The following is a 13,825-nucleotide window of genomic DNA, read 5'->3' on the forward strand; positions in this document are numbered from 1 at the left end:
TATGCATCCAGCAGAGTTACGACAGGTTCATCTCCAGAACCTGGGCTGAGTACAGCAGAACGTTGCGACAAATCCAGCGGCATTAAAAAACCGCCAGAGTCATGGACTGTGGCGGTTTCGGCCTTGGACGGTGGGGAGTATGCGGTTGCGGTGTGGGCTAAATGGATCCTGGACAGAATTTTTCAGAATGGCGCTCGGGCGCTGGGCTGTGGGAGCAAAGCTTGCTCGCGAGGCAGGCGCCTCGGGCCATCCGGGAGACCGCGTCATCTTCATCGCGGGCAAGCCTTGCTCCCACACGACTCCCACGCCTCCTGTCTGTAGAAGCCAACCCGGTTCAATCAATCCCCACAAACCCACCCGTCTGATGCTGCCACAGCCGCGCATACAACCCGCCATGGGCCAGCAGTTCGGCATGGCTGCCGGTCTCGGCGATGCGGCCGTTTTCCAGCACCACCAGCCGGTCCATTCGCGCGATGGTGGAGAGGCGGTGGGCGATGGCGATCACGGTCTTGCCTTGCATCAGGGTCTCGAGGCTTTCCTGGATCGCCGCTTCGACTTCCGAGTCCAGTGCTGACGTCGCTTCGTCCATGATCAGGATCGGCGCATCCTTGAGCAGCACCCGTGCGATGGCAATACGTTGACGCTGGCCGCCGGACAGCTTCACCCCGCGTTCACCCACATGGGCATCGAAACCGCTGCGGCCTTCAGCGTCCGACAGCAGTGGGATGAACTCATCGGCCCGGGCCTTGTGCACCGCCGCCCAGAGTTGCGCATCGGTGGCGTCGGGTTTGCCGTAGAGCAGGTTATCGCGAATGGAACGGTGCAGCAGCGACGTGTCCTGGGTGATCATGCCGATGCGCTCGCGCAGGCTTTCCTGGCCCACTTCTGCGATGTCCTGCCCGTCGATCAGAATGCGTCCGCCTTGCACGTCATACAGACGCAGCAGCAGGTTCACCAGCGTGGATTTGCCCGCACCGGACGGGCCGATCAGGCCGATCTTTTCCCCCGGCTTGATCACCAGGTTCAAGTCGCCGATCACCCCGCTTTTCTTGCCATAGTGGAAATCCACATGCTCGAAGCGCACTTCGCCACGGGCCACCGCCAAAGGCTTGGCCTGATCGCGGTCGGTAACGCTGACGGGCTGGGCGATGGTCTGCAAACCGTCCTGGACCATGCCGATGTTTTCGAAGATGCCGTTGACCACCCACATGATCCAGCCGGACATGTTGACGATACGGATCACCAACCCGGTCGCCAGGGCAATCGCGCCCACGCTGATCAGCGACTGGGTCCAGAGCCACAGGGCCAGCGCCGTGGTGCCGACAATCAGCAGCCCGTTCATGCTGGTGATGACCACGTCCATGCTGGTGACCACGCGGCCGGCCAATTGGGCTTTCTCGGTCTGCTCCTGGATGGCTTCGCGGGCGTATTGCTGTTCGAAGTTGGTGTGGGCGAACAGCTTCAGCGTGGTGATGTTGGTGTAGCCGTCGACGATCCGGCCCATGAGTTTGGAGCGGGCATCGGACGATACGACGGAGCGCTCCTTGACCCGCGGCACGAAGTAGCAGAGTGCACCGATGTAGGCGGCGATCCAGATCAGCAGCGGGATCATCAGGCGCCAGTCGGCTTCGGCAAACAGCACCAGTGAGCTGATGGCGTAGATCAGCACGTGCCACAGCGCGTCCACGGCCTGCACCGCTGAGTCGCGCAAGGAGTTGCCGGTCTGCATGATGCGCTGGGCGATGCGTCCGGCGAAGTCGTTCTGGAAAAAGTTCAGGCTCTGCTTGAGCACGTAGCTATGGTTTTGCCAGCGGATCAGGCTGGTCATGCCGGGGCTCAAGGTCTGGTGCACCAGCAGGTCATGCAAGGCCACGAAGATCGGCCGGAAAACCAGCGCCACCACCGCCATCCACGCCAGCTCCAGGCCGTGGAGCTTGAAGAAGTCCACGTTCGGCGTGCCCTGGGTCAGGTCGATGATGCGGCTCAGGTAGCTGAACAGCGCCACCTCGATCAGTGCGCCGATCAGGCCCACCACCAGCAGCACGGCGAAGCTGGGCCAGACTTGTTTCAGATAATAGGTGTAGAAGGGCAGGACGCGGTTCGGTGGTGCCGAGGTCGGGGCGTCGCGGAAAATGTCGATCAGTGTTTCGAAACGGCGATAAACCATGGGTACATAGCCCGGGCCGGGCTCTCCTTTTTTCCTGTGAGCGGCGCGGGATCGCCGCCGCCGCTCAGGCTTGCCCTGTGCTGTTTAGTCGATGCGCTTGGCCGACTTGATGATCACAGGATCGATCGGCACGTTTTGCATGCCTTGTTTGGTGGTGGTCTGGGAGTTGACGATGATGTCCACCACGTCCATGCCCTTGACCACTTTGGCGAACACTGCGTAACCGGCGTCACGGCCCGGGTCGAGGAACGCATTGTCGGCCACGTTGATGAAGAACTGGCTGGTGGCCGAGTTCGGGTTGGAAGTACGCGCCATCGACAAGGTGCCACGAACGTTATGCAGGCCATTGCTGGCTTCGTTCTTGATCGGTGCCTTGGTGTCTTTCTGTTGCATCTGTTGGGTGAAACCGCCGCCCTGGGCCATGAAGCCCGGGATCACGCGGTGGAAAATCGTGTTGTTGTAGAAGCCGCTGTCCACGTACTCAAGGAAGTTCTTGGTACTGATCGGCGCCTTGACCGGATCCAGCTCGATTTCGATCTGACCGTTGGTGGTGTCCAGCAATACGTGGGGCGCCTTGGTCGGCTGCGCGGCCATCAGGTTGGCGGCAAACAGGACGGAGCCGGCGGCGAGGGCGATTTTTTTCAGCATGGGTTCAGTGATCCTGAGTAGTTGAGTCGATTGCGGTCAAAAATTCGAGCAGGGTTTGGTTGAAGCGTTCGGGTTGATCCAGCGGGGTCGCGTGCCGTGAGTTGGCAATGACCACCAGCCGGGCATCGGGCAGCAGTTTCACATAGGCCTCTTTCAAGGCCACGGGGGTGTAGTCGTGGTCGGCGCAAATGACGAGGGTTGGACAGGCCACCTGCGACAGTCGTTCCTGAACCCCCCAACCCACAATGGCATCGAAGCTGGCGAGATAAGCACGTTTGTCGTTTTTTGCCCAGCGCCGGGCCATTTCCAGGCGTAACTCGGTCTGTTGCGGTTTGGGGAACAACTTGGCGCCCAGGGCCTTGCCAATGGTTTCAAGGCTCAGAAGGCGCATCAGGCTCCAGCGCTTGAACCATTGCCAGCAGTCATCAGGCGTGCGGACTTTGACTTGCGGCGCGCTGTTGACGATGCACAGGCTCCTGACCCGCCCGGGCTCATCCACGGCCAGTTGAAAACAAATCATGCCGCCCATGGACCAGCCCACCAAGTGCACCGGGCCCAGGTCCAGGTGTTCGATCAGGGCGATAAGGTCGGCGCTGAAACCTTCGATGCTGTAAGGCCCGCGAGGTTTGTCGGAGCGTCCATGGCCGCGCACGTCCACCACGATCAAACGGTAGTGGGCGGACAATACCGGGATCTGTTTTTCCCAGTCGCGGGTGCTCGAGCCCAGCCCGTGGACCAGGATCAAGGGCGCGCCGTGGCCGTATTCCTCGTAGTGCAGGTTGCAATCTTCGTGGGCGAAATAGGCCATTGGCAAAATCCTTGTCAGGCTTGTTCAGGGGCGGCGAACGGCGCATCCAGCGGCGCGGTGTCGAAGGTGCGCAGCAGTTCGATGAGGATTTGCGTGGCCGGGCCCAAGGGTTTTTCCTTGTTGGAAAAAAGATAGAAGGTGGAGTTACGGCTGCCGCCTTGTTCCAAGGGTAGACGCTTGAGCAAGCCCTCCTTGAGTTCCCGCTCGATCATGTGCCGTGGCAGCCAGGCGAAGCCCAGGCCGCTGCCGACGAACGTCGCGGCGGTGGCCAGGCTGCCGACGGTCCAGCGTTGCTCGGCCCCCAGCCACCCGACGTCGCGGGGTTGCTGGCGACCGGAGTCGCGGATCACCACCTGCAATTGGCTTTCCAGGTCCTGGAAGTTCAGTTCGCGGTTGAGGCGATGCAGGGCGTGTTCGGGATGGGCCACCGCGACGAATTCAACATCGCTCAGTTCGGCGCCCAGATAACCGGGAATGCTGAAGCCGCTGATGGCCAGGTCCGCCACGCCTTCGAGCAGCACTTCCTCGACACCCGATAGCACTTCTTCGCGCAAGCGCACGCGACAGCCACGGCTTTGCGGCATGAACGCGGTCAAGGCGCGTACGAGGCGGGCGTTGGGATAGGCGGCATCGACCACCAGCCGCACTTCCGCTTCCCAGCCTTGCTCCATGTGATGGGCCAGGTCTTCCAGTTGGCTGGCCTGTTTCACCAATTGACGGGAACGACGCAGCAATACGCCGCCGGCTTCGGTCAACACGGCCTTGCGCCCATCGATACGCAGCAACGGCACGCCGAGCTGGTCCTGCATGCGGGCCACGGTGTAACTCACCGACGACTGGGAGCGGTGCAGCACCTCGGCGGCCTGGGCGAAGCCGCCGTGGTCGACCACCGCTTGCAAGGTTCGCCATTGATCCAGGGTCACGCGGGGCGCTTTCATATTGAGCTCCTCTTGTCCTAAGCTGGCGGTCCCTTGGTGGAGACTGCCTAATGAAAAAAATCTGTTGTGTGGTGCTGGCCCTGTTGCCGCTGACTGCGTTCGCGTACCCGATCGATGTGGAGAAACACCTCAACGGCCTGAGCATCGACTACACCGCCTATGACACCGACGCCGACATTGGCTCCATTCAGGTCAACAACTACGGCGGCACCGACGCGGCCTGCACCGTGGTATTTCGCAACGGCCCTGAAGCGCCACGCACCCGCAAGATCGAAGTCGCCGCCGGCAAGTTCAAGAACGCTACCGCCAAGTTCAACCGCAACATCATCAAGCTGCGCATCACACTGACCTGCCAGCCGAAATAAGTCGGTGACACAGGAGCGAGCCAATCCTTGCTCCGCTTATAAACGAATTTATCGATGTTTTGCAGCAATTATTTGCGCTTTTTGATCGATGTAACCATGTTTAAGCTTCACTCCATCGACTGACAACATTCTCCGATGGAGGCTACATCCCATGTCCCGCGTTCTGATCATCGAAAGCAGTGCCCGCCAGCAAGACTCGGTGTCCCGTCAACTGACCCAGACCTTCATCAACCAATGGAAAGCTGCGCACCCGGCCGATGAAATCAGTGTTCGTGACCTGGCCATCCATCCGGTACCGCACCTGGACGCCAATCTGCTGGGGGGCTGGATGAAGCCCGTCGAGCAGCGCAACGACATCGAAAACGCTTCCCTGGAACGCTCCAACCAGTTGACCGATGAGTTGCTGGCCGCTGACGTGCTGGTGATGGCCGCGCCGATGTACAACTTCGCCATCCCGAGTACCTTGAAAGCCTGGCTGGACCACGTACTGCGTGCTGGTGTGACCTTCAAGTACACCCCCACCGGTCCCCAGGGCCTGCTGACCGGTAAACGTGCCTTCGTCCTGACCGCTCGCGGCGGCATTCATGCCGGCGCCAGCTCCGACCACCAGGAACCCTACCTGCGTCAGGTCATGGCCTTCATCGGCATCCACGACGTGACCTTCATCCATGCCGAGGGCATGAACCTGGGCGGTGATTTCCAGGAGAAGGGCTTGAATCAGGCCAACGCCAAGTTGTCCCAGGTCGCCTGATCCGTTAATCCTCAGGTAATCGCCAGGTGGTCTAGTGGCCTGGCGCTCCCTTCAAGCTGTTTTGCGCATCGAACCTCCCTTGGCACTTGTTGCTCCTGAGTGCAGTCGCCCGATTGAACGCTTTAGCGAGATCGGGCTTTTTTTTGCCTGCAATTCCAGGCCAGCCTCACAACCCTGTGGGAGCAAGCCTGCTCGCGATTGCAGTGTGACTGTGTAAGAGAAATCACCTGACACTCCACCATCGCGAGCAGGCTCGCTCCCACAGGGTTCAGTGCCTGGGCTGGCTACTGCAGTTAGCGACAACCGGCAAAAACCGCTATCTTCGCCGCCATCCGAAACGAGGGGCGTATGGGCTATCTACTTTTTGTCACGCTGATTCAGGCGTTTTCCTTCAGTCTGATTGGCGAATACCTGGCCGGGCATGTCGACAGTTACTTCGCGGTGCTGGTGCGGGTTGTGCTGGCGGGGCTGGTGTTCATTCCGCTGACCCGCTGGCGTCAGGTGGAACCGTCGTTCATGCGCGGCATGCTGTTGATCGGCGCCTTGCAGTTCGGCGTGACCTACGTGTGCCTGTACTTGAGCTTTCGTGTGCTGACGGTGCCCGAGGTCCTGCTTTTCACCATCCTGACGCCGCTGCACGTGACCCTGATCGAAGACGCGCTCAATCGTCGCTTCAATCCCTGGGCCTTGATCGCGGCGCTGGTGGCGGTGGCTGGCGCGGCGGTGATTCGTTACGACCGGATCAACCCGGATTTCTTCATGGGCTTTTTGCTGCTGCAACTGGCCAACTTCACCTATGCGGCCGGGCAGGTGCTGTACAAACATCTCGTCGCTCGCCATCCCAGCGACCTGCCGCACTACCGGCGTTTCGGCTACTTCTACCTCGGCGCACTGGCGGTGGCGTTGCCGGCCTTCCTGATGTTCGGCAAGGCGGATTTCTGGCCAGAAGCACCGCTGCAATGGGGCGTACTGATATTCCTCGGCCTGGTCTCCACCGCTTTGGGGCTTTACTGGTGGAACAAAGGCGCGTGCATGGTCAACGGCGGCACGCTGGCGGTGATGAACAACCTGCATGTGCCGGTGGGGTTGCTGGTCAACCTGCTGATCTGGAACCAGCACGAGGAACTGGGGCGGTTGCTGTTGGGCGGGTCGGTGATATTAGCGGCGGTGTGGATCAGTCGGTTGGGTATAAAACCGGCGCCTGGCGTAAACTCCGCGGCGTGATCGTCAGCGGCATCGGCGCGAGCGGTAATGCCTACGCAACAGAAACATAGGGAGCTGCGAAGTGGACAAGGTTGATGAGCTGATTATTGCGGCCTTGAAGGATGATTCCAGAGTTAGCCTGGCGCAGCTTGCCAGGCAAGTGCACAAGTCCCGTACGGCGGTAGAGTCGCGTGTTCAAAAACTGATTGAAAAGGGTGTGATCCTGGGCTTCACCATCAACGTCGCGCAGGACGAAGAAGCCCAACAGTCGGCGTTTCTGATGCTGCGACTTGACGGCAACAGTTGCCATCTGGTGTTTCCGAAGATCTATCACTACCGCGAAGTGATTCACGCCTATTCGCTGTTTGGCGATGTGGACATGATGCTCGAAGTCAAATACAAAAACTTTGAGGCGCTGATGGTGCTCAAGGACAGTTTCCTGAAGATTGAGCATGTCAATGAAGTGGTGGTTAACCCGGTCCTCAAGGCCTGGCGCTGAGGAGGATTGAGCAGTGGCTGGCAGGCTGCTCAATCCTTGTTCATGCCTCCGCGGGGTTACCGGTCGACCACCGTCTCAAGGAAGTAATGATTCAGGCTCGGCATTTTCTGACGAAGCATGTCTATCAACTCTTCAATGATTGACCGATTGAACGCCCCAGGCGTCTCGTCGTGCCCCAGTACGACAACCAGCAGATTCGACGAATCCTGGGTCAGACGAAAATCATGGGCATCGGCGTCTACCTTGCCAATGCTTGCCAAGGGGACATCACCGCAGCTATAGACGAGATCGCCGGTGGGTATGGTGATGTCTTTCTTGGCAAACAGCGGTCGGAAGTTCCTGGGTTGTTCCGAACGGAATACATGAATGTCTTCCTGGTGATGGTAGGTGTGCACGCCGATACTGACGCCGTGGCGAATCGCAACGGCGTTATAGGCGTCGACAATATTGTTGATGGGCTGGGCGCCTTTGGAGATGAATCGCCTGAGCAGTTTCTCATTGGCGCTGACGGTATTTTCATAGCCGAGCTTTTTGAGCTGTCTGGAAAACCCTTCATACACACTGTTCGAGATGAGGCTGTTCAAGTGGGAAGCAACGTGATTCAGGTTGCTTTGCAGCACGCCCATGAAACTTTGGTCATCGGAAACGGTAACGTTGCTGATCACCGCCGCGCAGGCATTGTTGATGCCCAGGTCACTGGCGGATTTCTGGATGATTAAACGGGGCTTCATCACATTAACACCATAGTTTATTGCGTATGCTTTCGGTGCTGGCATCCAGTTGGTTGACCTCAGGATGATGGAGCCAGAACAAGCCGGGGCAGGTGGCAAAGTCGATCGTTACCGGTGTGGTATCGCCGGGGCTGATGAAATATTTGTGGCCGCAATAGGCAACATCCTGGGCAACACTGTGCAGCACCGTCGAAGAAGGTGTGTTGAAGGTGCGCTTTTCGTGGGAGCAGAAGAAACCGATTCTTCCCCGGCTGATTTGGCTGACTTCTTCGGCCGGGGTCGGCGAGCGTCCCAGGTAGCAGTCAACGGACAACGAAAGCAAATCAGGCTGGTAGACCTGCTGAAAGAGTTGCGGCGCAATCCCTCCGTGCAGGCGACCTCCCGCCTCAATCATCACTGGGCCTGCATCGGACCAGATGATTTCCATGTGGATGGGGCCAATCCTGATGCTCAATGCGGCGGCTGCCTGGCGCGCGTAGTCGATCAGTGGTTGCACATCGGGTGAGCGCGGATCGAGGGTGTCCAGGCTTTCATAGACAAACCGGCTGCCGTTTTTATTGACCTTGGTGTACTTGCACACGGAAGCAACGACGAACGTGCCCTCGAACGCGACCATATCGACCACGTACTCCGGCCCCGATATGAACGGCTGGACGATGAAGCCAAGGTTGATCTCACCCAAGTCATTTTTTTTATTCCATGCCGCGCCATCCAGTGCAGCCTGTACCGCTTCCTTGCCTTCGGCGAACACCACACCTTCGGTAGCCGCTGAGTTCAAAGGCTTGATCACGTATTTGAGGGTCGGATCCAGTGTGGCCACAAAATCCGCAATGTGCGTGGGTGAACTCAAGATGTCTGAAGGAATGTGGCGTAAACCGTGTTCCTTCAGCGCTTTCTGCATGGCGAACTTGTTGCGACGAAGGTCGCTGGTTGCGCGACTGTTACCCGTGAGGCCGAGGGCTTCTGTCAGGTAGTCCGTGAGATAGATCGCTGTTTCGCACCCAGCGATGACTGCCGTCACGGACAGGGTCTTTAAAGCCTCCAGCGGTTTATCGTCCCAGTAGTAAATCGCCTCGAAGTTTTCCTTCACCAAGTCACTGGTGAAGTGCAGGGGCAACTCGCCGGTGGAAATAACAGCAACACAACGTACGCCTTGGGCATTGAGCACTGGCGCGTAGAGCTTGCCGGTGGAGAAAGGATCAACAATCAGTACGGTTTTCAAATCATCCACTCCTATTCAGCGGTGACCGCGGGCGAGACCCCGGGGCTGAGATTCCAGACCAGCACGGCACATCCCAACAGTGCGGCCGACGCGATCATCAGAAGGCGCGCGCCTTCGATTCCCAAAAAGCCTGAAGTGGTGAAGAACGTCAGGATCATGGGCGCCGAGCCGCTGACCAGCAGGTAGTAAAGCGAGCTCTTGGCTGCGATGACATCGGCAATCCGCGCATTGGGCGCAGACTCGATCAGCGTTTTACGCAGCTGGATCCTCAGGCTGTTGATGCAAAAACCCAGCAGGAACGCTGCGGCCATCATCACGTAGAGGTTCTGGAAATAGACGATCGCGACATCGGCCAGGACCACCATCAACATGGCGCTGTAACTGTTGAGCTTGATCCGTGGCAACACGGCGGCGCTGAAAGCACCCAGGCCGGCCAAGCCACTGGCGACACCAAACAAGGTGGCGTTCCACTCATTGAGCTTCTGGAAGACGATGGGCACCAGGCTGTTGAACGCGCCGATGTGGAAGCCGATCATGCTCAGGACGATGATCAGGATGTAAAGATTGGCTGGCAGATGCCGGGCGAGAATCGCACTGGTGTCAGGCGCCTGTACCGGATCGTCGGATGTCGGGGTTGCGGCTACCAGCAACGTTGCTCCCAGCGACACGATAGCCGCCAGGCTGATGATCTGCAGGGTCTGATTGACCGAGAAGATATCCACGATCACCCCCCCGAGCAGCGCGCCGCCGAAGGCACCTATCTGGATGGAGGTTTGCATCAGGCGTGCAGACGTGTCGCTGTTGGTCAGGCCCGCCAGCACCAGCTTGGTGTTTTTTGACTCCAGGGTACTGATGGTGAAGTAGTCGGTAACCCCCACCACGAACGCGATACTTAAAAAGCCGATTGGCAGCAGCGCGGCGTCGGTAAGGGACAATCCCAGAATGGCTCCAAATGCCGTGAGTCGAATGTAGAGCAATCGACGCATGCTCAGTTCGACGGTAAAAAACTTACCGATGAACTGTTCGCACAGATAAGGCACCACTGTCGCCACACACAAGGTCGCACCCACCAGGAATGTCGACCCGGTGGTTTCCAGGCCGAACCAGACCATGGCGATGACGATCGCCATATCCAGGCCGGTGAAGAGGGTAACGATCGAGTAGAACGCTCCCAGGGTTGATTTATTAGTCATACGCTTTACTCAGTCATGGCGAGAAAGTTTGAACAGCGGCACGCACCGGTTGTTATCGCTGACCACGGTGCTGATTACGTTCCGCACACGCACCGTTGGCAGGGATTTCTTTTCCAGGTTGCAAAGTTTGTAAGCGTTGTCGTGCCAAGGGCAGATCACGCTTTGCCCGTCCTGCGTGACTTCGCCCATGTGCAACGGACCGCCTCGATGGGGGCAACTGGTGGGCAACAGCTGTGTGGAATGAGGATGGCGCTTGAGAAAATAGGTTTTCTCGTCCACAGCGACGTAATTGACGTGGGTCAGATTCAGGCTGATGGCTTTCATGGGCTGGGTTACTCAGATTGCCGTAACGGTGTAGGTGCAGGTTTTGCTGGTGACGCAAGTGCCATGAATCATCCCCTTGGGAATCACGACGCCCTCGCCAGCCTTCAGTCGGACTGACAATTCAGGACTCAGGACAAAGTCCAGCTCGCCTGACTCGACCCAGAACAACTCGTCGTTGGAATGGGTGTGCAGCACCGAGAGTTCGTTTTCCGACTCGGTGATGCGCATGTCCACGTTGCGTTGGCCATGAAGTTCTGCCGCGCGGGCGCGATGTTCGTCCAGTTCGTCGTGCCACTTGATGTGGGCATAGAGCTCTTCGTCGGCGATATCCTGGAGCAATTTGAATTCTTCGAAGCCGCGGATAAGGTCCGGAATGATCTTGTTGCCGAACTGTTCGATCATCGGGATGATCAGGCGCTTCAGGGCCATGCGTCCGTGATGAACGTCGATGTGGGAATGTTCATCGAAGTATTCGGTGGACACGGTGTTGTTGAAGATGGTCCGGATCGCGCGCGACTGATGTTTGGTCGTTAAGGCCAATGTCGCTTCGGTGTAATACATGGCACCGATGTAGCGGAACAACTCGCCATGGTTGGCTGAAACGTAATGGAAGTAGTTGGTCAGCGACAGCGAGCTGGCGGTATAGAACTGCCAGTAGTGATGGACGCGATGCGACATGCTCATTTCCTTAAGCATATTTTCTAAAAAAATGGTGTCATTTTTTTCCACGCCATAACCGTACTCGTCGATCAGGATCTTGAATAATCTGGTGGTGTCCACATTGCAGTTGCCCAACACTTTGCGCGCCATGACTGATGCTTTACTGAGATAGCCACTCGCGCACTGAGTCATGAAAAACTTGGCCGCCCGTTGTGGATCACGGCTGTGTGTGAGGACTTCGAAGAGCTTGGGTTCGGATTGTGCTACGTCTTCCAACACTTTATCGGTATGCGCCAGGAACGATTCGAGTTCCCAAGGGCCGTTGATATGGACCTCTTCCTTGAGCCAGCCGTAGACATAGTTCTCCAGCACGGGACGGATTTTTTTACCGAACGCCACGTGTTGCGGCTCATAGAAGTCCTTGAACTCCTTCAGGTTGAACGCCATGGGCGGCTTGGGGAGGAAAACCAAGTCCTGCTCGTAGATGTTCAGCAACAACCGTTGCACCAACAAATGGTGGCTGCTGGAAAGTTGATTGATTTTCAGGCTCTCGGTGAGCAGCGAGTCATTGATGTCTTGAGGTCGCGAGGGGCGCCGATACGGGCTGCTGGTATAAAAACTGCTGGGCTGGGCGAACGCATCGGCCTGAGCATAGAGGGCGAGTGCCTCAGCTTCTGCATTCGATCCATCGTAGGCAGACTCACGGGTGAGTTTTGTCGTCCATAACATGTCGTAGCGCCTTCGCTCAATGAATGAAGGCAAGATGCTAAAGGTTGGAAATACTTGGAAATAGACGAGATATGTCCGCGCTCGTAGTGAAATCCACTAAAGGCATAGCGGTATTTTGGCTGATTCGATTCATGTTCGATCTGCCGATCGTAGCGTTCAGTTTTCCAAGCGTTCGACTGCCTTGACGTCCGGTTTGATGGCCAACAACCCCGCCCGCAAATCCGTGCCGCTCGGCTGTTGGTACAAGCTCAACCCGAACTCCGGCATTACCGCCAGCAGGTAATCGAAAATATCCCCCTGGATACGCTCATAGTCGGCCCACGCAGTGGTGCGGGTGAAGCAGTAGATTTCCAGCGGGATGCCCTGGGCCGTGGTCTGCATCTGGCGGACCATGCAGGTCATGTTTGGCTGGATGTCCGGGTGGCTTTTCAGATACGCCAAGGCGTAGGCGCGGAAGGTGCCCAGGTTGGTCATGCGCCGGCGGTTGGCCGACATCGCCGCGACGTTGCCCTGGGCTTCGTTCCAGGCCTTGAGTTCGGCCTGTTTGCGGCTGATGTAATCGGTCAGCAGATGAACCTGGGTCAGGCGCTGTTCTTCCTCGTCCTGCAAAAAACGCACGCCGCCGGCGTCGATGAACAGGCTGCGCTTGATCCGCCGCCCGCCGGATTGCTGCATGCCGCGCCAGTTCTTGAACGACTCGGACATCAGGCGCCAGGTGGGGATCGAGACGATGGTCTTGTCGAAGTTCTGCACCTTGACCGTGTGCAGCGTGATGTCCACCACATCACCGTCGGCCCCCACCTGAGGCATCTCGATCCAGTCACCGACCCGCAGCATGTCGTTGCTGGTCAACTGCACGCTGGCGACGAACGACAGCAAGGTGTCCTTGTAGACCAACAGAATCACCGCCGACATGGCCCCCAAACCCGACAATAGCAATAGCGGCGAGCGGTCGATCAGGGTGGCAACAATGATGATCGCGCCAAACACATACAGCACCATCTTGGTCAGTTGCACGTAGCCTTTGATCGAGCGGGTGCGGGCGTGTTCGGTGCGGGCGTAGACATCCAGAAGGGCGCTGAGCAGGGCGCTGATGGCCAGCACCATGAACAGGATGGTGAAAGCCAGGGCAACATTGCCCAGGAAAATCATGCTGGTCTTGCTCAGTTCCGGCACCAGGTGCAGGCCGAACTGGATGACCAGCGAGGGCGTCATCTGCGCCAGGCGATGGAAAACCTTGTTCTGGCGCAGGTCGTTGACCCAGTGCAGGGCCGGCTGGCGACCCAGCAACTTGGCACCGTGCAGGATCAGGTAACGCGCCACGCGCCCCAGCACCAGGGCAATCACCAGCAGCAGTATCAGTGCAAGGCTGGAATGCAGGAGGGGATGCTTATCGAGAGCACCCCAAAGGTCTTGAATGTTGACCCAGAGCTGTTTGATGTCCATGGACGAAACGGTTCTTCTATAAAGACGCGACGGTGCGATTAGAGCATTTAAGCCAGGTTAAGTGACCCTTGATGACGAGTCGGCTCACAAAAAAGCCACTGATTAGCGCCGTTCGTATAAAGAAACTCGGCCTTCGCGCTC

General features: G+C 58.0%; 14 protein-coding genes. 4 read left to right on the top strand and 10 right to left on the bottom strand.

What is annotated here, in order from left to right:
* Positions 1-334: 334 nt before the first annotated feature.
* The 4 genes from AC3I65_RS06830 to AC3I65_RS06845 form a co-directional block, all read right to left on the bottom strand.
* Positions 335-2,167 (bottom strand): ABC transporter ATP-binding protein, encoded by a 1,833-nt coding sequence (locus tag AC3I65_RS06830; RefSeq protein WP_076385916.1) that lies wholly within the window; start codon positions 2,165-2,167, stop codon positions 335-337.
* Between the two features lie 84 nt (positions 2,168-2,251).
* Positions 2,252-2,815 (bottom strand): peptidylprolyl isomerase, encoded by a 564-nt coding sequence (locus tag AC3I65_RS06835; protein ID WP_076385914.1) that lies wholly within the window; start codon positions 2,813-2,815, stop codon positions 2,252-2,254.
* A 4-nt stretch (positions 2,816-2,819) separates the two neighbouring features.
* A complete protein-coding gene (locus AC3I65_RS06840) occupies positions 2,820-3,623 on the bottom strand; it encodes an alpha/beta fold hydrolase (protein ID WP_488523577.1) in 804 nt (267 codons plus the stop codon).
* 14 nt (positions 3,624-3,637) lie between these two features.
* Complete coding sequence (locus AC3I65_RS06845) at positions 3,638-4,561, bottom strand: PA3225 family LysR-type transcriptional regulator (protein ID WP_076385912.1); 924 nt, start codon at positions 4,559-4,561, stop codon at positions 3,638-3,640.
* A 50-nt stretch (positions 4,562-4,611) separates the two neighbouring features.
* On the opposite strand from AC3I65_RS06845, the gene AC3I65_RS06850 reads away from it, so the two are divergent.
* The 4 genes from AC3I65_RS06850 to AC3I65_RS06865 all read left to right on the top strand — a co-directional run bounded on the left by AC3I65_RS06850 (position 4,612) and on the right by AC3I65_RS06865 (position 7,379).
* Positions 4,612-4,926, top strand: coding sequence for a hypothetical protein (locus AC3I65_RS06850; RefSeq protein WP_047227916.1), 315 nt, complete (start codon positions 4,612-4,614; stop codon positions 4,924-4,926).
* Positions 4,927-5,077: 151 nt separating this feature from the next.
* Positions 5,078-5,677, top strand: a complete 600-nt coding sequence (locus AC3I65_RS06855) for an FMN-dependent NADH-azoreductase (protein WP_047227915.1) — start codon at positions 5,078-5,080, stop codon at positions 5,675-5,677.
* Positions 5,678-6,025: 348 nt separating this feature from the next.
* Positions 6,026-6,901: a carboxylate/amino acid/amine transporter gene (locus AC3I65_RS06860; protein WP_160891852.1), complete on the top strand. Its 876-nt coding sequence runs from the start codon at positions 6,026-6,028 to the stop codon at positions 6,899-6,901.
* 61 nt (positions 6,902-6,962) lie between these two features.
* Positions 6,963-7,379, top strand: a complete 417-nt coding sequence (locus tag AC3I65_RS06865; RefSeq protein ID WP_092458258.1) for an Lrp/AsnC family transcriptional regulator — start codon at positions 6,963-6,965, stop codon at positions 7,377-7,379.
* 56 nt (positions 7,380-7,435) lie between these two features.
* Here AC3I65_RS06865 and AC3I65_RS06870 read toward each other — a convergent pair whose 3' ends face one another.
* The 6 genes from AC3I65_RS06870 to AC3I65_RS06895 form a co-directional block, all read right to left on the bottom strand.
* Entirely contained in the window at positions 7,436-8,110 is a 675-nt protein-coding gene (locus AC3I65_RS06870) for a phenylalanine--tRNA ligase beta subunit-related protein (RefSeq protein ID WP_092458261.1), read from the bottom strand.
* A 4-nt stretch (positions 8,111-8,114) separates the two neighbouring features.
* The gene (locus AC3I65_RS06875) at positions 8,115-9,332 is read right to left on the bottom strand and encodes an ATP-grasp domain-containing protein (RefSeq protein WP_488523578.1); all 1,218 of its coding nucleotides are present in this window, start codon (positions 9,330-9,332) and stop codon (positions 8,115-8,117) included.
* Between the two features lie 11 nt (positions 9,333-9,343).
* Positions 9,344-10,525, bottom strand: coding sequence for an MFS transporter (locus AC3I65_RS06880; protein ID WP_092458267.1), 1,182 nt, complete (start codon positions 10,523-10,525; stop codon positions 9,344-9,346).
* A gap of 9 nt (positions 10,526-10,534) precedes the next feature.
* On the bottom strand, positions 10,535-10,849 hold the full coding sequence (locus AC3I65_RS06885) for a Rieske 2Fe-2S domain-containing protein (RefSeq protein WP_092458270.1): 315 nt from the start codon (positions 10,847-10,849) through the stop codon (positions 10,535-10,537).
* A gap of 12 nt (positions 10,850-10,861) precedes the next feature.
* A complete protein-coding gene (locus tag AC3I65_RS06890) occupies positions 10,862-12,238 on the bottom strand; it encodes an iron-containing redox enzyme family protein (RefSeq protein ID WP_305467733.1) in 1,377 nt (458 codons plus the stop codon).
* 156 nt (positions 12,239-12,394) lie between these two features.
* Positions 12,395-13,684: a mechanosensitive ion channel family protein gene (locus AC3I65_RS06895; RefSeq protein ID WP_305467734.1), complete on the bottom strand. Its 1,290-nt coding sequence runs from the start codon at positions 13,682-13,684 to the stop codon at positions 12,395-12,397.
* Between the last annotated feature and the right edge of the window lie 141 nt (positions 13,685-13,825).

Source organism: Pseudomonas sp. N-1-13, assembly GCF_057787095.1.